A 20,372-nucleotide genomic window follows, 5' to 3' on the forward strand; every position below is an offset into this window, starting at 1 on the left:
TATGAATCGGTAATCGCCTGCTAGCCTCCGGTGGGTTGTTTGGTGTTCATGTCCGACCGCCAACTCTCCCAGGGTAATTCTTGATCAGGGATGTTCCTCGAAGACTGGAGACGCATGTGAATCGACACAGTAGTTTTGGTGGCTATCTCGAAGTCGGGACGAGCGCCCAGCGCCTGTTGGTCGGGCTGACAGCCACTGCCCTGGTGGTGCTTGGAATGGCCGGAACGGGCGCGGCCACGGCGAATGCGGATACCGTCACGGAGACCATTTCTCTCGGGGCCGACCCGGCTGGGGTGGCGGTGAGCGCGGACGGAACCCGGGTGTACGTCGCCGTCGACACCAATTCGGCGTTGGTTATCGACACGGCCACCAATGATGTGATCGAGTCCATCTCGGTCGGGGACGGCCCGAGAGACGTGGCGGTCCACCCGCTCGCATCCCGCGCCTACGTCACAAACTACGTCGACGGTTCGGTGTCGGTTATCGATACGGCCACGAATGATGTGATCGAAGACGTCACAGTCGGTGCGGGGCCGTTTGGTGTCGCGGCGACCTTGGACGGATCCAAGGTATACGTCGCCAACGATGAGGACGATTCGGTGTCGGTGATCGACACCGCCACAAACACGACAACCCATATCGAGTCGGTTGGGAACGGACCGATCGATGTAGCGGTAGCTCCGGACGGAACCCGCGCCTACGTCGTCAGTAGCAACAACCATTTGGTGAAGGTGATCGACACAGTGTCCAACACTGTGTCCGCCACCATCGAGGTCGGGGACGATCCGCAGAGAGTGGCGGTCGCCCCGAATGCAGACCGGGCGTATGTCACCAACAGGCAAGACGGGGCGGTCTCGGTGATCGACACCGTCCTGAACGACGAGATCGCAACCATTGACGTGGGGCAAGGCCCCATCGCGATCGCGGTGACCCCGGACGGATCCCGACTGTACGTCACCAACTTCGATGACGATTCGGTGTCGGTGATCGACACAGCCACCAACACTGTTCTCGAAACCCTGGACGTCGGGGACGGTCCGGAGGGAGTGGCGATCACCCCGGACGGAAACTGGGCCTACGTCACCAACAACAACGACGGGTCGGTGTCGGTGATCGAGATCGACAACGGTTGCACCGGATCGCTGTGCTTCTTCGGCTCTTGATCAGGTAGGAGCAGCGGAGGCAGGCAGCTGACACCTGTTCTGCACGACCGCACCACCCCTGGCAACATCACGCCGCCACCCGATGGATCGGGTGGCGGCGTCGTTGATTTCGAATCAATTCGCGAATACGTGCGTCGTCGGTGTGGTGTTTGCGCCCTACGAATGTGATGGTGTCACGCTCTGTCGGTGCACTACGGAGCCGCATGGCGACATCTGTCGAATGACCGGTTGCCGGCGGGCACGGCACAATCGGAACGGTGAACGGCGTTCTGTTGCTCCTCGTGGTCATCGCGGCAATCGCGGTGACCAGCCTTGCCAAGCGCCGTAATCTACAGGCGCCTCTGGTGCTAGTGACGATAGGGTCGGCCGCATCGTTCATTCCGGCGCTGCCGCGGCTCGAACTGAATCCCGACGTCATACTGGGCGTGGTCTTGCCGCCCCTTCTGTATTCCGCGGCACTGAAGTTCTCTGTCCCGACCTTCAGGCGGCACCTCGCCCCCATCATGCGCTTGGGCGTACTAACCGTCCTGGTGACTGCCGTCACAGTGGCCTTCTTCTCGAACTGGCTGGTACCGGAGTTCACGCTCGGGGCGGCGCTCGTCCTCGGTGCAGTTGTCGCTCCGACAGACGCGGTCAGTGCCGTCGCCGTGGGCCGAAGGCTGGGATTGCCCAACCGGCTGCTCGCGATTCTCACGGGCGAGGGTCTGGTCAACGACGCCACCGCGCTGACCTTGTTTGCCGTGGCCGTATCCGCCGTTGTCGGCACCGTGCTCCCGGTTGGCTCCGTGGCGTTCTTCTTCTATGAAGTGGTCGGCGGAATACTCATCGGCCTGGTGCTCGCGACGATCGTCAGGTGGGTGCGGCATCGCATGTACGACTCACCGCTGGAGACCGTGCTGGGGCTCATGCTCCCGTTCGCGGCCTACCTCGCGGCGGAGGAGGTGCACGCGTCCGGCGTGCTGGCCGTGGTAACCGCCGGATTCCTGATGGGGCACAAGGCCACCGACGCGTCGGTGACCACCCGGATCCAGGAGCGGTCGTTGTGGGAGAGCGTGGACCTCTTACTCGAGATGTTCGTGTTCGCCTACATGGGACTGCAACTGAGGTTTGTGATCGAGGACGTACGTGACGTGGGATTGCCGGTGACCCACATCTTTCTCTACGGGTTCGCCGTTCTCGGGGTCGTCATGGCGGTTCGGCCGCTGTGGGTCCTGTTGCATTGGGTCCGACGTTGGCACGGTCTGTCGATCAGGAGATCGGATAGGGACAGATCGACGGAACTCGGGTGGCGCGAGAGTCTTATCGTCTCGTGGGCCGGGATGCGTGGGGTGGTCACCCTGGCCGCAGCATCCGGTGTCCCCGTCGCGATCGCCAGTGGTGAGCCATTTCCCGGGCGGGAGGTGATCCAGGCTGTCGCATTCGTGGTGGCAGTGGGCACCTTGCTGATCCAGGGCGCCACCATGCCATTCCTCATTCGGGCACTCGACCTGGCGGACCCTCTCGAACGGCAGCGCGAGGAGAATCAGGTGAAGCTGGCTCGACGGATCTCGCGTGATGCCGGAGAGAGGGCGCTTGCGAAGCTCGCGGAGCATCCACCTGCGGGAATCGAGCGCGATGATGCGATCTACATCCTCACTCGGGTTCGCCGGTCGATGCGTGCGCAACTTCAGGCCGAGGAGGCAGGAGACGCGGCCGAGCGTAGGCGGGCGGGTGCGATGTTCGATCACTACCGTCATGTGGTCTTGCGCGCTCAACGAGAGGCGTTGATCGAAGCACGCGACGCGGGCGGGTTGGACGACGATGTGATGCGTACCGTGTTGGAGGGCCTTGACCTGGAAGAGGCGGCAGCCGAAGAGCGGGTGCAGAGACATCGAGAATGGGGTGCGAGATGAAGGTGCGTCCGGTGCGGCTCGCTGTCGCCGCGCTTGCCGGCGTCGTCGCTTTGACGGCATGTGGCACGGACGCGACCACCATGAGCCAGCTCGCCGAGAATCCGGTCGTCACCTCAACCATCTCTGCAGCTCCCACCGGCGACCAACGAGGTGCTGTCATCAGCCAGAATCCGGTTCAGGATATAGACGCCGCGATCACCGAAATCGGTGCGACGGCTACCCGCGTCCTCTACCGCTCCACCTCGGGTGTCGACGGAAGCGGGTCCGAGGTAGTGGGTACCGTGTTCACTCCAGCCGGGACCGCCCCAGAGGGAGGTTGGCCGGTCGTGACCGTGGGGCACGGCACGACTGGCGTCACCGACGAGTGTGCACCGTCGTCGTCGCCAACCCTGCTGGGCACGACGAGCGTTGTCGTGCCATTGCTTCAACGGGGCTACGTCGTGGCCGTCAGCGACTACCAGGGTCTCGGTACCAGCGGCCCACACCCCTATCTCGAGCCGAACACCGCAGCATACGACCTGATCGATGCGGTCCGAGCCGCACGCAACGTCGTTCCCGAGGTGTCGACGCGGTGGGCTGCTATCGGGATCTCGCAGGGTGGTCAGGCTTCCTGGTCTGCGGCCGAACATGCAGACGAGTATGGCGACGGCCTCGAATTCGTGGGGTCGGCAAATCTTTCGCCGGCTGCGGATCTGTCGGGGATTGTCTCGGACGGAACCGCCGACCAGCTCTCGCTGCCGCAAAAGATGCTCCTGCCCTACCTGCTCGAGGGCCTCGGAGTTCTGCACCCCGACATGAACCCGGACGATTACATGCGAGGTGCGCTGGCGGACAACCCTGAAGTGGCTTTGTCTTGTCTTTCCGCGAATCTCTCCGAGAAGTGGTCGATCGCAACCCAGCTGACCCCCGATGACACAGGTCCGCGGACGGAGGCAGACGCCGAACGAATGAAGGGGTGGCTCGAAGACATCGCGCTGCCGCAGAAGGGTGCGGCGGGTCCGATGCTTGTCGTGGTCGGGGGCCGGGACAATCTCATTTTGCCGCAATGGACTTCGCAGGCAGTGAGCAACGCGTGCGCGCTCGGCGACGTCATCGAATTCGTATCGAACCCGGATGAGGGCCATGCCGACAGGCGCGCCGTGCCCGCGGCGGTGCAGTGGATCGCCGACCGATTCGCCGGGGTGCCCGCACCAGACACCTGCCAGCGGGGGTAGATCTCGTGAACAAAGTCGATCCGAACGTCGCTATATGACCGACTCCGTCGTTACAGTCGTCGCGTTGGCCGTCCTGATTCCTGTCGTCGTGCTCACTGCGGTGTGGCTGCGGGCCAGGCGTGAGCTGACGACGCCCACCGAGCGGGCTGTCCACGCAGCGTTGCATACGGCGTCGCTCGCGGCGCGCCCGCTGCGGCGTGGTCTCGACGAGACGTCCGCGCAGGAGGCGGCGCCTCATCTGCGTGCACTGACCGGGGCGCAGGCTCTTGCGGTCTTCGATGCCGCAGGCAACCTCTTGGCGTGGAGCGGTCCACACACGGCGATGTGTGAGCAACTACGTGACGCGGCCACCCGAGCGGTCGACGGGCAGCGGCGCGTGCTCGTCGCTTACGGCGGCCTCGTCCGCGGAACCGAAGATCATGCGGTACGAGCGCTGGTCGCCCAACCGCTGATGATCGAGGCAACCGGTGTCGTCGGTGTGCTGGGCATGGTCACCACCGAGGACCCGGGGCCTGGCATGCTCGGCGCCATCACTGAAGTGGCCGGGTATGCGCGTAGCCAGATCGAACTCGCAGAACTCGACGACTCCCGTGCTCGACTCGACCGCGCGGAGGTCCGTGCGTTGCGCGCGCAGATCAGCCCACACTTCATCTACAACGCGTTGAACACGGTTGCGTCGTTCGTGCGAACCGATCCCGACCGCGCCCGGGACCTGGTTCTCGAATTCGCCGAGTTCACCCGCTACTCGTTTCGTTCGGCAGGGGAGTACACCGTGCTCGCCGACGAACTGCGCAACGTCGACCGATACCTCACCCTCGAACGGGCGAGGTTCGGCGATTCACTGGGGGTGAAACTGCAGGTGGCGCCAGAGGTACTCAATGTGGTGCTGCCGTTCCTGGCGTTGCAACCGCTGGTCGAGAACGCAGTCCGGCACGGTGTCTCCGGCAAACCCGACGGGGGAACGGTCAGCATCGTCGCAGACGATGAGGGCGCCGACTGCGTCATCAGCGTCGAGGACGATGGCGTCGGAATGGACCCCGAACTCCTGCGTTCGGGCTCACTGGAATCGGTCGCCGAGTCGTCGGGAGTGAAGGAGGTGGCACATGTCGGACTCGCCAACGTCGATGATCGACTGCGCGCCGCGTTCGGCAACGACTACGGCCTCGTCGTGGAGACTGCGCCAGGTGCAGGGACGAAGGTGAGCATGCGGATCCCGAAATTCAAGCAAGGGATTACCCCATGAGACGGACCGGTTTGTGCGACCATTGCTCCCGCTGTGAACCATGTAGACAACCCTGCCGCCAAACTGACCGGCACGAATGACTCGCTTACCGTGCTTGCGGTCGACGATGAGAAACCCGCTCTCGACGAGTTGGCATTCATGCTGCGTGCTCAGGACGCGGTCGGCCAGATTCGTCACGCGAGCGACGCGACGGCTGCACTGCGCATCTTGCAAGACGGCGATATCGACGCGGTGTTCCTCGACATCAACATGCCCGGTCTCGACGGCCTCGAACTGGCCGGAATACTGTCGAACTTCTCATCACCGCCGCCGGTCGTCTTCGTGACAGCCCACGACGACCGGGCGGTTGCCGCATTCGACCTCGGTGCCGTCGACTACCTCCTCAAACCGCTGCGCAGCGAGCGGATCGCCGAGTCGGTCCGGCGCATCGTCGATGGGCGAAGCCGCAAGAGCGTCCAGGATGCGGGTGCGGTGGCAGACGAAGTCATCCCTGTCGAGCTCGGTGGTTCCACCACTCTCGTGCACCGGTCCTCCGTCGAGTGGGTGGAGGCTGATGGCGACTACTCACGCCTGCACACAGCGGAAGGCTCCCACCTCGTGCGCATCCCGATCTCCGCGCTGGAGAAGCGCTGGACAGACGCCGGATTCCTGCGAGTCCATCGATCCCATCTGGTGTCGATGCCGCTGGTCACCGGCATCCGGACGGTCGGCAACGGGCTTGTCGTGTGTTTGCGTGCGCGCGGGGGCCGCCCGCCGGTAGAACTCCCTGTCAGCCGTCGGCACACTCGGATGCTCAAAGACAGGCTGGTTGGAGCCCCCAAGCGGTCGTGGACGGCGCGATGAGTTCGCCTGTGCCCGCACCTCAGCGCACATTGCCGGTGCCCACACCTCAGCGCACATTGCCGGTGCCCGTACCTCAGCGCGAACGAGTCGTGCTGGCGCAGCGCCGTGGTGCCCGCATCGTCCGGACCAGGGTCGAGGTCGAGGAGCAGACCGAGGTCGGGGACGCGATGATCCGTGGCCTCGTGCGCACCCAACTCGGGTTGGCGATCCGGCTCGCGTTGCTTACGGTGTGCTTGCTGTGTTTCGTGCCCCTGGTGACCTTCCTCCTTCCGGCACTGTCGGACGTGTCTGTTCTGGGCATACGGCTGCCCTGGGTGGTGCTCGGGGTCCTCGTGTATCCGGTGCTGCTCACAACCGGATGGATCTACATCCGGCAGGCCGAGCGCAACGAGCAGGAATTCGCCGATCTGGTGGACGACTGATCGCCCCGTGAGTACGGACCAAACCATTCCATGGCTGACCTTGGCGGCTCTCGGCGCAGCTGCTGTCGCTACCGTTGCGATCGGCATCTACGGAGTTCGGTTGGCACGCACAACCTCCGATTTCCTGGTCGCGTCGCGCAGTGTCGGTGCTCGGTGGAACGCCGCCGCGATCTCCGGTGAATATCTGTCGGCTGCGTCTTTCCTCGGGGTGGCCGGACTGATCGCCAAGTACGGCGCCGACGCCCTCTGGTACCCGATCGGATTCACAGCCGGCTACCTCGGACTGCTGCTGTTCGTCGCGGCGCCGCTGAGGCGGTCCGGGGCATACACAGTGCCCGACTTCGCCGAATTCAGGCTCAAATCGACTCGACTGCGCACTCTCTCGATGCTCGTCGTCGCCACGGTGTGCGTGCTGTATCTCGTCCCGCAACTCCAGGGAGCAGGGTTGACCCTGAATATCCTTCTGGGTGTGCCAGGTTGGGTCGGGGCGGTAGTCGTCGGACTCATCGTGATCGCGAACGTCGTCGGCGGTGGCATGCGCTCCATCACGTTCGTCCAGGCGTTCCAGTACTGGCTCAAGCTCACCGCAATCGCGATCCCCGCCCTGGCGCTGTCGGTGTATTTCTTTGTCGATCGTCCCGATATGGGTTCGGTCGCACCACCAACAGTGAGCGAGAAGACGACCGTCGACATCACCACCGACGTGGTCGTCCAGGTATCGGCGCCCGTGACCGTAGGCGGGTCGGGGACGATCGACGGGGTCGACATCGTCGGCGAGGTCCGACTCGAACCGGGTGAGCATCATCTCGGCAAAGGCACGTCGATGATTCTGGAGCAGGGTGCACCTGTTCCCGTCGTCGTGGGCGCTCCCGCCGACAATGCCGACTGGATCGCTCCCGGATGGGGATTCGGGGGACCGCACCCGATGTATCAGGTGTATTCGCTGATCCTCGCTACCTTCCTCGGCACGCTCGGATTGCCACACGTGCTCGTCCGGTTCTACACGAACCCCGATGGACGGGCCGCGCGCCTGACGTCGCTGGCCGTGATCGGATTGCTCGGACTGTTCTATCTATTTCCGACGCTTCTCGGGGCGCTCGCGAGGTTGTACGTTCCGCAGCTGCTCATCACCGGCGCATCCGACGGGGCGGTTCTGTTGCTGCCTGGTTCGGTGTTTCCCGGCTGGGGCGGGCAACTTCTCGCCGCACTCGTCGCGTCGGGGGCCATCGCGGCGTTCCTGTCCACATCATCCGGCCTTCTCGTGAGCATCGCCGGGGTCCTCAGCACCGACGTCCTGCCCGGGCGGATCCGGGACTTCCGGCTCGCCGCCGTCCTGGCCGGGGTGATCCCGCTCGGGTTGTCGATTGCGGTGACATCGCTGGACCTGTCACGGACGGTCGGACTGGTATTCGCCATCGCGGCATCGACCCTCTGCCCGCTGTTGGTGCTCGGCATCTGGTGGCGTGGGCTGACCGCTGCAGGCGCGGCGACAGGCATGGTCGTCGGAGGTCTCGTGGCCGGGTCTGCAGCGGCAGTCTCAGTACTCGTCGGATTCACGGACGACGTGTGGAACGGCTGGCTCGCGGCGATGATCGCGTACCCGGCAGCGATCAGTGTTCCACTCGCCTTCCTCACGATGGTGCTGGTCAGTCGAGTGACCAAGCGTCAGGTTCCCGCCGACCTCGGCAGGATCTTCACCCGTATGCACGCCCCCGAGCGCCTCGGCGTGGGTGCAGATCGGGAAGGCGCTCTCCGCTCCGGCCGCGCACGCTAGTTCCACCTGTCAGCGCGGCCGAGAAGTTGCACGCGCCGTCCAGGACTGGTCGGTAGAGCAGCTGCCGGGCGCCGCTTGTCGCTGTAGACCGACCGTTCGGCGCACATTCCGGCAACTCACCGTGTAACCCAAGCCACACGCTGCGGCCAAGACTCGCCCCTCGCTAGCGTCAGCGCCGAACTTCACCCCCATGCGACCAAGGAGTCAGCAGTGTCCACAACCGACCTCAGAGAGGGTGTGACGCAGCAGCGGCGCGTCCCCGATACTCGAGCCTTCACGGACGTCCAGGCGAGCCAGGAGTTTCAGGAGCTGCGACACCGTCTGCGCCGCTTCGTCTTTCCGATGACGGCGTTCTTCCTCGCGTGGTATGCGTGCTACGTCTTGCTCGCAACGTATGCGCATGACTTCATGGCCATCAAGGTGATCGGCAACATCAACCTCGGGATCATCCTGGGCTTGGCGCAATTCGCGACGACGTTCGCGATCACTGCCCTCTATGTCAAGTTCGCCAATCGTGAACTCGATCCCCGCGCAACTGCCATTCGTGAAGAACTGGAAGGACACGCCAAGTGACGACAACGCTCGCGGCCGGGGCCGACGTCGGGAACCCGCTTCTCAACATCGCTATATTCGCCGTCTTCGTGGTGGTCACCATGGCCATCGTGATCCGCGCTAGTCGGACTACCAAGAAGGCCTCCGATTTCTACACGGGCGGCGGCCAATTCTCGGGCCCGCAGAACGGTTTCGCCATCGCCGGCGACTACCTGTCGGCAGCGTCGTTCCTCGGTATCGCCGGTGCAATCGCGGTGTACGGCTACGACGGCTTCCTGTACTCCATCGGCTTCCTCGTCGCCTGGCTGGTGGCACTGATGCTGGTAGCCGAACTGTTGCGTAACACAGGACGATTCACGATGGCGGACGTGCTGAGCTTCCGGTTGAAGCAACGTCCCGTGCGGATGGCGGCGGCGCTGTCCACCCTTGTCGTGTCACTGTTCTACCTGCTCGCGCAAATGGCAGGCGCAGGCGGACTGGTCGCCCTGCTGCTGGACATCGACAGCAAGACAGGGCAGTCCGTAGTCGTCGCGGTGGTCGGTGTCTTGATGATCGCCTACGTGCTTGTCGGTGGCATGAAGGGCACGACCTATGTGCAGATGGTCAAGGCTGTGCTGCTCGTGGCCGGTGCCGGTCTCATGTTCTTCCTCGTACTGTTCGCGGTGCGCGGCAACTTCTCTCAGTTGCTCGCCGATGCCCAGGCGATGGCTTCAGGCAGCACGAACGAGGCCATCGCGGGTCGCGACATGCTCACGCCAGGTGCCAAGTACGGCGTCAGTGCGATGAGCAAGCTCGACTTCATCTCGCTCGGCATCGCGCTGGTTCTGGGCACTGCAGGTCTCCCGCACGTACTGATGCGGTTCTACACGGTCCCCACCGCAAGGGAAGCCCGCCGCTCGGTCACTTGGGCGATCGGACTGATCGGCGCGTTCTACCTGTTCACGCTGGTCCTTGGCTTCGGTGCCGCAAAAATGGTGGGACCCGACGCCATTCTCGGTGCACCGGGCGGTGAGAACGCCGCCGCACCCTTGCTCGCGTTCGAACTCGGTGGCACCCTCTTCCTCGCGATCATCTCCGCAGTGGCGTTCGCTACGATCCTCGCTGTGGTTGCGGGTCTGGCGATCACAGCATCCGCGTCGTTCGCCCATGACATCTACGCCAGCGTTGTCAAGCGCGGAAATGCCTCGGAAGAAGCGCAGGTGCGAGTTTCCAGGATCACTGTGGTGGTGATCGGACTGGCGTCGATCGCCCTCGGCATCCTCGCGATGGGACAGAACGTCGCCTTCCTGGTGGCACTGGCCTTCGCCGTCGCCGCGTCGGCGAACCTGCCGACGCTGCTCTACTCGCTGTTCTGGAAGAAGTTCAATACCACGGGGGCGCTCTTCAGCATCTACGGCGGTCTGATCACCTGCCTGGTGTTGATCGTCTTCTCCCCAGCGGTATCCGGCAAGGCGTCGTCGATGTTCCCGAATGCTGACTTCGACTTCTTCCCTCTCGCCAACCCTGGAATCGTGTCGATACCTCTGGCATTCGTCCTGGGCATCGTGGGCACCTACATCGGTCGGGGCAGGCCGGAAGATCCCGCCAAGCAGGCCGAGATGGAGGTTCGCTCGCTAACTGGCGTCGGTGTGGAGAAGGCCGTCTCGCACTGAGCCTGAAGGGCAGTGGCAAAGCAGGTTCGAGGGGGGCTGCTTTGCCACTGCTCTAGGCTGCCCCAATGGCAAAACTTACGGTCAAGACCGATGTCCACCTCGGCCCGCAGGACACCTGGGACAGAGCCTCGAACCTGCAAGAGTTCGACAAGTGGCTGATGGTTCACGAGGGCTGGCGCGGCGAACTCCCGGAGACCCTGACGGTTGGAACAGTGATCACATCGGTTGTGACGGTCAAAGGTCTGCGGAACCGCGTGAGGTGGACGATCAAGGAGTACGACGCTCCAAACCGCATCGTGCTCAGGGGCGATGGCAAGGGTGGCGTGAAGCTCGGACTCGCGGTCGAGGTCAAGGCCAAGAACGGTGTTTCCGAAATGGCCTTCACCATCGAATTGGGCGGCGCACCCCTGTTCGGGCCCATCGGCTCGAGTGTCGCGCGGGCACTGAAGGGCGATATCGAGAAGTCATTGAGGACATTCTCCGACCTGTATGCGTGACCTGGCCCGCTGACGCTGGGTCCAGAAGAGCGATACGGCCAAAAGAACACGTCGTGGCGCGCACAATATGTATGTATTGGCGGGGGGGGGTGCGCATGGCGGCGGGAGCCCGGCAGATCACGATCGACGGACATCGACTGTCGCTGACCAACCTCGACAAGATCCTCTACCCGGAGTCTGGCACGACGAAGGGCGAGGTCATCGACTACTACACGCAGATTGCGCCCGCCATGCTCCCCCACATCGCCGACCGTGCCGTCACGCGAAAGCGGTGGCCGAACGGAGTCGGCAGCGAGCCGTTCTTCGAGAAGAACCTGGCGTCCTCTGCGCCTGCGTGGCTCGAGCGGCGGGCCCTCGAGCACTCGGATCGCTCGGTGCAGTATCCCCTTCTGAACTCCGCCGCGGCCCTCGCATGGGCAGGGCAGCAAGCCGCACTCGAACTGCACGTGCCGCAATGGCGCTTCGATGGGCAGCGACGTGGGCCGGCCACCCGGATCGTCTTCGACTTGGACCCCGGTCCTGGGGTGGGGCTCGCCGAGTGCGCGGAAGTGGCGCGCGCTGTACGGGATCTCGTTGCGGGCCTTGGCTGGACTGCGTTCCCAGTCACCAGCGGTAGCAAGGGTATACATCTATACGTCCCTCTCGACCGGAAACTCGAGGGTGGCGGTGCGTCGACTGTCGCGAAGCAGGTGGCGAAGGGCCTACAGTCGCTGCGGCCCGAACTCGTGACTGCCAGCATGTCGAAGGCAGTGCGCGTCGGCAAGGTATTCGTCGACTGGAGCCAGAACAACCCGTCGAAGACGACCATCGCGCCGTACTCGTTGCGCGGCCGCCCTCAACCGTGGGTAGCGGCGCCGAGGACCTGGGACGAACTCGACGATCCCGAACTGCGGCAACTGCGGTTCGACGAAGTCCTCGAACGATGGGAGTCGTTGGGCGACATTCTTTCCGGCCTCGACCCACAGTGGGACGGCGATGCCGTCCTCGCAGAGTATCGGCGTAAACGTGACCCCGGACGCACCCCCGAACCGATGCCGTCCATGGTGCGGGAGGGGGAGGGCAACAGGTTCGTGATCCAGGAACATCATGCGCGGCGTCTTCACTACGACCTCCGGCTCGAACGCGGCGGCGTCCTCGTTTCGTGGGCAGTGCCCAAGAACGTTCCGACGACGACGGGGAAGAACCGCCTGGCCGTGCACACCGAAGACCATCCGCTCGAGTACCTCACCTTCGCGGGAACAATCCCGAAGGGTGAGTACGGGGGCGGCGCGATGTCCATCTGGGACGCGGGAACCTACGAAACCGAGAAATGGCGGGACGATGAGGTGATCGTCTGGTTGCACGGTGAAAAGGCAAGGGGTCGTTTCGCGTTGATCCGTACGAAGGGTGACCAGTGGCTGCTGCACCTGATGAAGAACCAGACCGCGGGCGGGTCCGCGGCCTCCGATCTGCCACGCGGCCTGGCGCCTATGCTCGCGAGTCCGGGAACCTTGGACGGACTCGACGCCGATGAATGGGCATTCGAGGGAAAGTGGGACGGAGTCAGGGTGATCGCCGAGATCAGCGGCGGACGCCTGCGGTTGACGAGCCGCACGGGGAACGTCAAGACGGGTGACTTCGCGCAATTAAATTGGCTGGCAGATGCTCTCAGCGATCACGAGGTAGTTCTCGACGGTGAGGTCGTCGCCTTCGACGAGCGGGGCGTGTCCAACTTCGGCCTGCTGCAGCAGGGCAACGAGCCGCACTTTCTGGCATTCGACGTGCTCTACCTGGATGGGGTGTCGTTGCTGCGTAAGAAGTACACCGACAGGCGCCGTGTACTCGAAGCGTTGGCGGACAAGGTGGACGGCCTGGTGGTTCCACCGCAACTGAACGGGTCTGCACAGGAGGCGCTTGCCGTCAGTCGAGACCGGGGATGGGAAGGTGTCGTCGCCAAGCGCCGCGACTCCGTGTATTTGCCGGGTAAGCGTGGGGCGAGTTGGATCAAGGTGAAGAACTGGCGCACACAGGAAGTCGTGATCGGTGGGTGGCGCCCGGGTCGAGGTCGACGATCGGACGGAATCGGGTCGCTACTGCTCGGCATTCCCGGAAGAGATGGACTCCGATACGTCGGCCGGGTCGGAACCGGGTTCACCCGACACGATTTGCGCGAACTCGAATCAATCCTGCGCCCGCTCGGAACCGAGATCGACCCGTTCGCCGACGCCCTGCCCACTGCGGAGCGCAAGGATGCGGTGTGGGTGACTCCCACCCTGGTGGGGGAGGTGCGGTTCATGGAATGGACCGAGTCCGGGCGGCTGCGTCACCCCAGTTGGCGAGGACTCAGGGACGACAAGACGCCCGACGACGTGAGGGTTGAGTTTCCGGCTTGACCGGTTTTGTGCAAGGTCAGGATCACACCCTTGTCCTAGCTTGATACCTCGAGCAGGGGTCGGCGAGTGCGCAATTCTGCAGCACGCCACTCGTACGTTCCCTGCAGTTCTGCGCACTCGTTCATTCCCTTTGCGCGCAGCTATCTAGAGTCGCCGCTCGGGTGCTCGAGTGAGAACACCGCCACCAGAAAGTCGGAATCATTGGTGAACGGGCGTAGATCCCATGTCGAGAGCAACAGATCTGCCGATAGGCCGCTAGCTGCGGCGTCAGCAAGGAACTGCGGAAACTCGTAGCCTCTGCCGGCGGCGAATCCCACGACCACGCGTCCGGTCGGGGCGATATGACGGGCGAATCCGGACAGCACCGACTCCCGGGTGGACGGTGCCAGGAAGGTCATCACGTTGCCCGCGCACACGATGGCATCGAAGTCGGCTTCGATACCGCGGGCAGGCAGGTCCAGCTCGGCGAGGTCGCCCACGAGCCATGTCGGACCGGGATGGTCTTCCTCGGCAGCTGTGATCAGTATCGGATCGACATCGACGCCGACCACCACGTGACCGGAGTCGTGTAGGTAGCCACCCAGGCGGCCCGGCCCGCACCCGGCGTCGAGGACCCGTCCGCGGCGACCCAGCATCGCGTCGATCAGCCGTGCCTCGCCGACGATGTCCTGGCCTTGCGCCACCATCGCGCGGAACCGCTCCACATACCAAGTGGAATGGGCGGGGTTGGCGGCCGTGATCTCCTCCCACCGACTGGAGGTGCGCTGGCCGGGCGTACGTCCACTCATCGTTTGGTTCCTCCTCGATTCGGCAGATCTCACGAGTACGTTCACGGTAGCTCGACCACCTCATCAGCTCGACCGGCTGGCCCGATAGCCCCGACAGGCAACTGGCCGCAACTCGTCAGTCCGGTCCTGGTACGTCGCCATGCCCCGGATGTGTCTAGGTGGCGCTGTACGCAGGGGTTCGTCAGCTGACCGCTTCCTGTCGGGCAAAGCGCCAGGAGTGGCTTTGGCCTCCCACACCCGGCACGCTCTGGAATGCCTCGTGCTAATCCTATGTTTGTAAACATCTTTCGAACATCACGGCTGTCCTGAAACCACTTTCAGCGCGTTGTGATACCTTTATTGGCCGCCGTCGTGACCATCAAATGAATTGGAACTCTTCATGATCCGCTCTCGTCTTGCCCTAACCGCCGCTACTCTCGCCGTCGGTGCCTTGGCGCTGTCCGGCTGTACGGTCATCAGCAACGAGCCCGACCAGGCCGCGGTGGACTACAACGGCGGCCCGTTCCAGGCCATCCAGTTCGACACCTGTGTCAAACCCTCCGAACGCGCCTTCAAGGCGATCACGGACAACTACTATCAGTACCCGGCGGGTCAGCGTACGTTCGTCTTCGACAACGCCACCAACGGAAGTGGAAATCCCATCGGGGACAACCTCGCGTACACCGCGCCGTCCAAGGATCAGATCCAGCTCACAGTCTCCGGGCAGATGCGGTTCCAGCTCAACACCGAAGACTGCAGCGTCTTCCAGGAGTTCCACGAGAAGATCGGTCGCAAGTACGACAACGGTGAAGACTGGAGCACCCTTCTGAGTGTCTACCTTTCCCAGCCGCTCAATCGCGCGATCACCGACGCCACCCAGCAATTCGGATGGGCGGAGCTGTACAGCAACATCGATGGGGCACAGGGTAAATGGGAGTCCAAGCTGAAGGAGCTGCTCCCCACCTACATCGAGCAAGCCACCGGAAACGCCGCCTACTTCCCCGCGGACAAGATCGGTATCACGCTGCAGAAGCCCGCGGTCTCCCCGGAGATGCAGAAGTCGATCGAAGGCGTCGCCCAGGCGATCCAGGACAACCGCAGTCAGCAGGAACGCAACACGCAGGTCCTCAGCGAGGCGCAGGGCCTCGAACCGCTCAAGGCGTTGTTCAACAACGACCAGAACGCATTGGTTGCCTACCTCGCTATCAAGGCAGGCAAGCTCACCGGCGTCCTGCCGATTCCTGCGGGCAGCCCGGTGATCGTCCAGCCGAACTAGTCTGCCCTCGACCCGAGTTGCAGCACGGCGGGCTACACAAATGGAGGCTGTCGCCCACATCGCATATGGATCCGCGTTCGTCGTCGCCTTGGTGTGACAGGTACGTGACGGTCTCGCCGATGGGCACGAGCGCCCCAATCCTCAGTGGCTTCCAGCGAGGCCCGTGAGGGTGGGGGCGCTTCGGCGTCTCTGCAGATCGCGGGCCGGTGCTCTCATGCATCCCGCGCTCGGCCCCAGCCAGGTACATGGATGGTGGACCTGAGCGCCTCGCGATAGTCGGCAATTGCCGAGACCACTGCACGAGGTCGACCGCGTGTATAGCGACACGCCAGTCGAAACAAGCTTCGAATAGATGGTTTTGCCGTACGCGTCAGGGACAATCACCGTGGCTTGAAGAGGTGGCGGAGGTGTTCAAGCTTGCCGCACGAACAGTGACGCGAACTGTCGCGTCTCCATCAGGAGGGGTTGAGCCGAATGATGTTGCCGATGAGAAATTTTTCCATGCCCATCGCCTGCGTTGCCCATCGTTCACAGGATGCGTTGGCACGCATGGGTGGAGCGGTGGTGCTGGGTGCGGGGTTGGCGGCAGCATCCTTGGTGACGGTGACTCCGGTCGCCAACGCGGACGTCGTCATCGGTGATTGCACAGTCGTCGACTATCCCACCCTCGACAATCACACTGTCTGCCCCGGAGCGGATCTGAGTGGCATGGATCTGTCCGGCCTGGACTTCTCGTACGCAGATCTCACCGATACGAACCTGACTGACGCGAATCTCACCGATGCGAATCTGAGGTTCGTCGAGTTCACGTGGGCGAACCTGAACGGCGCGGACCTCACCCGTGCGAACCTGTACGGCGCCGAACTCAGCGACGCGGTCCTGATAGGCGCCGATATGAGCGACGCGAATCTCGGCAGCGCGACCATGTTCTTCAGCGATCTGTATCACGCGAACCTAACCCGTGCGAACCTGACCGACGCAAAGCTGGATCATGCAGGACTCGAAGAAGTGAATCTGACTGGCGCGAACCTGACCGATGCTTACCTGAACGGCGCGAACCTGACCGACGCGCAGATGGGCGGCGCCCAGCTCAGCGGGGCGGACTTTAGTAGAGCCAATCTGACCAATACGGACCTGACTGACACACTGCTGATTCCGTCGTACGAAATGGAGGTGACGGCGGATGAGTCCGGCAACGCAACGGTCACCTGGCCGACGCCTCCAGACCTGACCGGAACCACCTTCGGAGGCTGCGATCCGGCCTCGGGCAGTAGTTTTCCGGTGGGGATGACACTTGTAAGTTGCGCCGTCAGCACCAGCGAGGGCCAGGGCACGGGCAGGTTCTCTGTAACCGTGCTCCCCTTCCCTGCCGTTGCCCCATCGATCGGGGGAGACCCGTCGGCAGGTGTGGTCGGCGTCGACTACACCTTCGAGTTCGAGATCGAGGGATCCCCGACCCCGGCCGTCACCACGACGAGCGAACTGCCGGCGGGATTGACTCTCTCCCCTGAGGGCGTTCTGTCCGGGACACCGACCGAAGCAGGATCATTCCCGATCACCATTATCGCCGGCAACAGCGCCGGAGTCGTTGACAGGCAGGTAACCGTTGTCATCACTTCAGATGCGGAACCTGGGATCGGGTCTCTCGGGACCATCGGGTCTCTGGGGGACATCGGGTCTTTCGGGACCGGGTCGATGGGGGAGCCTGTCCGATAGCTGCCCCCTGTGGTGCTCCATCGGTCGCCAACCACGACAAAGTGCAGTGCCAACGGAAGGCATACCCGCCGTCGCATGGCACTCGACTTCGGATTGTGCCGAATCTGCACCGAATCCTTTCGAGGAAAAAGACTTTCACGGATAGATCCAGACGTTCGCGAACTTCGCCGGGTTCACCGGCCAGTGCAGTGCCTTGAATTGGACCGTCAGAGACGGGACGCCAGGAAGGTCGACCGAGAGGTCGATGGTCGCCCCGTCGTGGGCCGAGAGCCGATCGAATCGTGCGGCGATTTCTGCAGCTCGAGATGTGTGCCCTCGGCAGGATTCGAACCTGCGACCTACCCTGTTGCGGAATGGTCCATAACATATTGGTGTAATTTTGTACAATACTGACTAATTTTTCTGTGTACAAACATCTTTCGATCAAATGTCAGTGCGATTAGTCGCCGATCGTTGCGAATATGGGATCACTTCCACTCCCATTTACGGTGAATAAACGTGGGATGGAATTGCACCTGCTACACGCTTCGAAGGGGATGTAGCCGAACCTGCCGATCGGACTCGCGATCCGCGCCTGTCAGGGTAGGGCACCGAGTGTTGTTCGCCACCGTGGCCCAATGGGTCTTCTGTGGGTGGTGCAGGGCGGGCGTCTGACGCCTAATCCTCCCCACACACCACTCAACCCACCCTCGACCTCGCTGACCGGCCGGTGTGATACAAAACGGGCGTGATACGACCCGTTCTTGTAGCCATTGCATCCCTGGTGCCGCTAGCGCTCCCGGTTGTGGCAAGCGCCCAAACTTCCACCTCGACGCTCCCGCCGGTGGTGACGCTGACCAGTGACGACTCGTCAATCACCGCGACGATCACGAACCCGAACGAACCCCTTGTCATCGACGGGTACTCGCGCACCTGCACCCTGTCAATCGATGGTGCCCCCGAAGGCTTCCTTGACGGGGTCATGCAATTCGCGAACCCCGACCCCTGGACCACCCCGACGGATTGGACCGATACCACCCTCTACCCGCAAGCCGGGCAGACGGTCACGGTGACGCGCGATGGACTGCCGCAGGGCCGGTACAGCCTTTTCGGAATGTGCGGTCAGAAGAGCCACAGGGGCGGATGGCTGTGGCAGGCCGGACAGTCCTCGGAGCATGTGAACTATGAGGTTTGGGTAGGACCGAAGCCGGAACCGAAGCCCACCGGCTCCCTTACGTTCGGTTCGTAGACAGTCCAACCGAATCATCTGTGGAACCGCGGAAATGTCGCTTAGCGTCGGAGTCTCTGCTAGAAGGTAGAGCACCGGAGCGCTCGAGGATGTCGGTCCCGACGCTCACCCGCAGGCGGTCTCATCGCCAACCTCGGGGGGAGGGCTGCCGGGATCAGGCTCCGGCCCGAACCGTCGAGGTTTCCAACCTCGGTGCCACTGCAGTTCCCAGAGGATAAAGTCCTCAAGGTGCGGGTCGTCCGGATTCGGTGCCATATTCGGTTGGACGCGCGTCACTGGTGATCGGTTCCCGTGCTGTTGGACGGATCGAGTCAAGACATGCACGGTACCCGACGTCGCACCCAAGTTCACGTTACATATTCGGTGAGCAGCCCCGGTGCAGGTGGGATACGGCAGGAGAAGAGGGTTGAAGCCCGTATCAACCCCAACCTTGCAGTGGTGTCGACGTTCGAGGAGATGATCTCGTGCACTGCTGAGCACGTCTGCATACATGACGGCCACCGTTGAGGATAGGGCCTCGAAATAGTTGTGGCCGAAACCAGTTCGAGCAAATGGAGGACATCGACCGTAGGACGGGGATGGCAGCGTGGGCGTCATGAGGGGTGTCCCGGAGAGTGTTTCGACCGTCCGGTATGGTCCGCTCCGATTGCAGATCATCAACTTCTCTGAATCGGGGGGCGTAGTGGGACGAAGGATTGCCGGTGCAATTAGCACCCTCGTTGTCATGGTTGGAGGTGTAGCTGTGGCCGCAGGCGGCACAGCCAGCGCCGATACCGTCATTAGTGGTTGCAACATCGTGGCTCAACCGAGCGTCGGGAAGTACACCAATTGCCCAGGCGTTGATTTCACCAACGCGGATCTCAAGGGCGTCGATCTCGCGTACGCGAACCTGGTGGGCGCAAACTTCGCGGGCGCAAATCTTGAGTTTGCCCGTCTCAACTCCGCAGACCTGACGGGTGCGAATTTCGCGGGAGTTGCTTCGGCCAAGTATCTGGCATTGACGGACTCGAACCTCTCAGCGGCGAATCTGTCAAGTGTTGACCTCACGAGGGCTGCTCTCAGCCGTGCCACTGCCCCGGACGCGAACTTTTCCGACGCGGATCTTAGCGGCTTGAGTTTGTATTCCATGGAATTGTCCCGTGCCGACCTGTCTGGCGCCGACCTGTCAAAGTCAAGGCTCAGTTACGCTAGGTTATACGATGCAAAACTGAACGGCGCGAACCTATCCGAGGCGGATATGGAAAGGGCGACCTTCGAGGGCGCGGACTTGAGTGACGCAGACCTGCGATACGCGAACATGGAAAAGGCGAATCTGTCTGGGTCTGTGATCGACAACGCAAACTTCACGGATGCGTTGTTGACCGGCCTGGACTTCACGGGGACAGCGGCGATGCCCATTCTCGAACCAGTCGTCGGTGACCGGGACGATGCGGGTGATGTCGACGCGGTTGCAACCTGGAATTCCGTTCCGGCGGCTGTAACCGGCGTGACGTTGGAGGAGTGCAGTCCCGAATCAGGCAGCAGATTTGCGGTTGGTTCGACAACGGTCACATGCAAGGTGCAAAGCGTGAACCCGACGGGCTTGCGGCCCACCTTCGGAACCGGTTCTTTCGTAGTCAGCGTCGATCAACCGGAAGACCCCGGAACTGACCCGGGCACCGACCCCGGAACTGACCCGGGCACCGACCCCGGAACTGACCCGGGCACCGACCCCGGAACTGACCCGGGCACCGACCCCGGAACTGACCCGGGCACCGTACG

Annotated in this window: 16 protein-coding genes; 15 read left to right on the forward strand and 1 reads right to left on the reverse strand. The window is 63.0% G+C overall.

Annotated features, from left to right (window positions below; translation table 11 throughout):
* Positions 1-116 precede the first annotated feature (116 nt).
* From AB0I57_RS14495 to AB0I57_RS14545, 11 genes are all read left to right on the forward strand, one after another.
* On the forward strand, positions 117-1,163 hold the full coding sequence (locus AB0I57_RS14495; RefSeq protein WP_358336166.1) for a YncE family protein: 1,047 nt from the start codon (positions 117-119) through the stop codon (positions 1,161-1,163).
* 257 nt (positions 1,164-1,420) lie between these two features.
* Entirely contained in the window at positions 1,421-3,055 is a 1,635-nt protein-coding gene (locus AB0I57_RS14500) for a Na+/H+ antiporter (protein WP_358336169.1), read from the forward strand.
* The gene (locus AB0I57_RS14505) at positions 3,040-4,269 is read left to right on the forward strand and encodes a lipase family protein (RefSeq protein ID WP_358336172.1); all 1,230 of its coding nucleotides are present in this window, start codon (positions 3,040-3,042) and stop codon (positions 4,267-4,269) included. Before AB0I57_RS14500 ends, AB0I57_RS14505 begins: the two co-directional genes overlap by 16 nt.
* 34 nt (positions 4,270-4,303) lie before the next feature.
* Positions 4,304-5,512, forward strand: a complete 1,209-nt coding sequence (locus AB0I57_RS14510; RefSeq protein ID WP_358336175.1) for a histidine kinase — start codon at positions 4,304-4,306, stop codon at positions 5,510-5,512.
* A 63-nt stretch (positions 5,513-5,575) separates the two neighbouring features.
* Positions 5,576-6,355, forward strand: a complete 780-nt coding sequence (locus AB0I57_RS14515) for a LytTR family DNA-binding domain-containing protein (RefSeq protein ID WP_358336457.1) — start codon at positions 5,576-5,578, stop codon at positions 6,353-6,355.
* Between the two features lie 62 nt (positions 6,356-6,417).
* Positions 6,418-6,777, forward strand: coding sequence for a hypothetical protein (locus tag AB0I57_RS14520; RefSeq protein ID WP_358336460.1), 360 nt, complete (start codon positions 6,418-6,420; stop codon positions 6,775-6,777).
* 7 nt (positions 6,778-6,784) lie between these two features.
* Positions 6,785-8,551, forward strand: coding sequence for a cation acetate symporter (locus AB0I57_RS14525; protein ID WP_358336178.1), 1,767 nt, complete (start codon positions 6,785-6,787; stop codon positions 8,549-8,551).
* A gap of 210 nt (positions 8,552-8,761) precedes the next feature.
* Positions 8,762-9,124, forward strand: coding sequence for a DUF485 domain-containing protein (locus AB0I57_RS14530; RefSeq protein ID WP_358336181.1), 363 nt, complete (start codon positions 8,762-8,764; stop codon positions 9,122-9,124).
* Positions 9,121-10,755, forward strand: coding sequence for a cation acetate symporter (locus AB0I57_RS14535; RefSeq protein WP_358336184.1), 1,635 nt, complete (start codon positions 9,121-9,123; stop codon positions 10,753-10,755). Before AB0I57_RS14530 ends, AB0I57_RS14535 begins: the two co-directional genes overlap by 4 nt.
* 65 nt (positions 10,756-10,820) lie before the next feature.
* Complete coding sequence (locus AB0I57_RS14540; protein WP_358336187.1) at positions 10,821-11,252, forward strand: SRPBCC family protein; 432 nt, start codon at positions 10,821-10,823, stop codon at positions 11,250-11,252.
* Positions 11,253-11,347: 95 nt separating this feature from the next.
* Entirely contained in the window at positions 11,348-13,624 is a 2,277-nt protein-coding gene (locus tag AB0I57_RS14545; RefSeq protein ID WP_358336190.1) for an ATP-dependent DNA ligase, read from the forward strand.
* A 140-nt stretch (positions 13,625-13,764) separates the two neighbouring features.
* Here the strand turns inward: AB0I57_RS14545 and AB0I57_RS14550 are convergent, their stop codons facing one another.
* The gene (locus AB0I57_RS14550) at positions 13,765-14,412 is read right to left on the reverse strand and encodes a class I SAM-dependent methyltransferase (RefSeq protein ID WP_358336193.1); all 648 of its coding nucleotides are present in this window, start codon (positions 14,410-14,412) and stop codon (positions 13,765-13,767) included.
* A gap of 379 nt (positions 14,413-14,791) precedes the next feature.
* Between AB0I57_RS14550 and AB0I57_RS14555 the strand changes: the two genes are divergently transcribed.
* The 4 genes from AB0I57_RS14555 to AB0I57_RS14570 form a co-directional block, all read left to right on the forward strand.
* Positions 14,792-15,667 carry an SPFH domain-containing protein gene (locus AB0I57_RS14555; protein WP_358336196.1) on the forward strand — a complete coding sequence of 292 codons (876 nt, stop codon included), beginning with the start codon at positions 14,792-14,794 and terminating at the stop codon, positions 15,665-15,667.
* Between the two features lie 486 nt (positions 15,668-16,153).
* On the forward strand, positions 16,154-17,383 hold the full coding sequence (locus tag AB0I57_RS14560; protein WP_358336199.1) for a pentapeptide repeat-containing protein: 1,230 nt from the start codon (positions 16,154-16,156) through the stop codon (positions 17,381-17,383).
* A gap of 727 nt (positions 17,384-18,110) precedes the next feature.
* Positions 18,111-18,611, forward strand: coding sequence for a hypothetical protein (locus AB0I57_RS14565; RefSeq protein ID WP_358336202.1), 501 nt, complete (start codon positions 18,111-18,113; stop codon positions 18,609-18,611).
* A 646-nt stretch (positions 18,612-19,257) separates the two neighbouring features.
* A partial coding sequence (locus AB0I57_RS14570; protein ID WP_358336205.1) for a pentapeptide repeat-containing protein occupies positions 19,258-20,372 on the forward strand: 1,115 nt, incomplete at its 3' end.

It is taken from the genome of Rhodococcus sp. NPDC049939 (assembly GCF_040656415.1).
In the GTDB taxonomy this organism is placed as follows: domain Bacteria; phylum Actinomycetota; class Actinomycetes; order Mycobacteriales; family Mycobacteriaceae; genus Rhodococcus_F.

Excerpts from the sequence above, each read along its gene's own strand:
- AB0I57_RS14505 (WP_358336172.1), top strand. The coding sequence starts at position 3,040 with ATGGGGTGCGAGATGAAGGTGCGTCCGGTGCGGCTCGCTGTCGCCGCG.
- AB0I57_RS14510 (WP_358336175.1), top strand. The coding sequence starts at position 4,304 with ATGACCGACTCCGTCGTTACAGTCGTCGCGTTGGCCGTCCTGATTCCT.
- AB0I57_RS14540 (WP_358336187.1), top strand. The coding sequence starts at position 10,821 with ATGGCAAAACTTACGGTCAAGACCGATGTCCACCTCGGCCCGCAGGAC.
- AB0I57_RS14545 (WP_358336190.1), top strand. The coding sequence starts at position 11,348 with ATGGCGGCGGGAGCCCGGCAGATCACGATCGACGGACATCGACTGTCG.
- AB0I57_RS14550 (WP_358336193.1), bottom strand. The coding sequence starts at position 14,412 with ATGAGTGGACGTACGCCCGGCCAGCGCACCTCCAGTCGGTGGGAGGAG.
- AB0I57_RS14555 (WP_358336196.1), top strand. The coding sequence starts at position 14,792 with ATGATCCGCTCTCGTCTTGCCCTAACCGCCGCTACTCTCGCCGTCGGT.
- AB0I57_RS14560 (WP_358336199.1), top strand. The coding sequence starts at position 16,154 with ATGAGAAATTTTTCCATGCCCATCGCCTGCGTTGCCCATCGTTCACAG.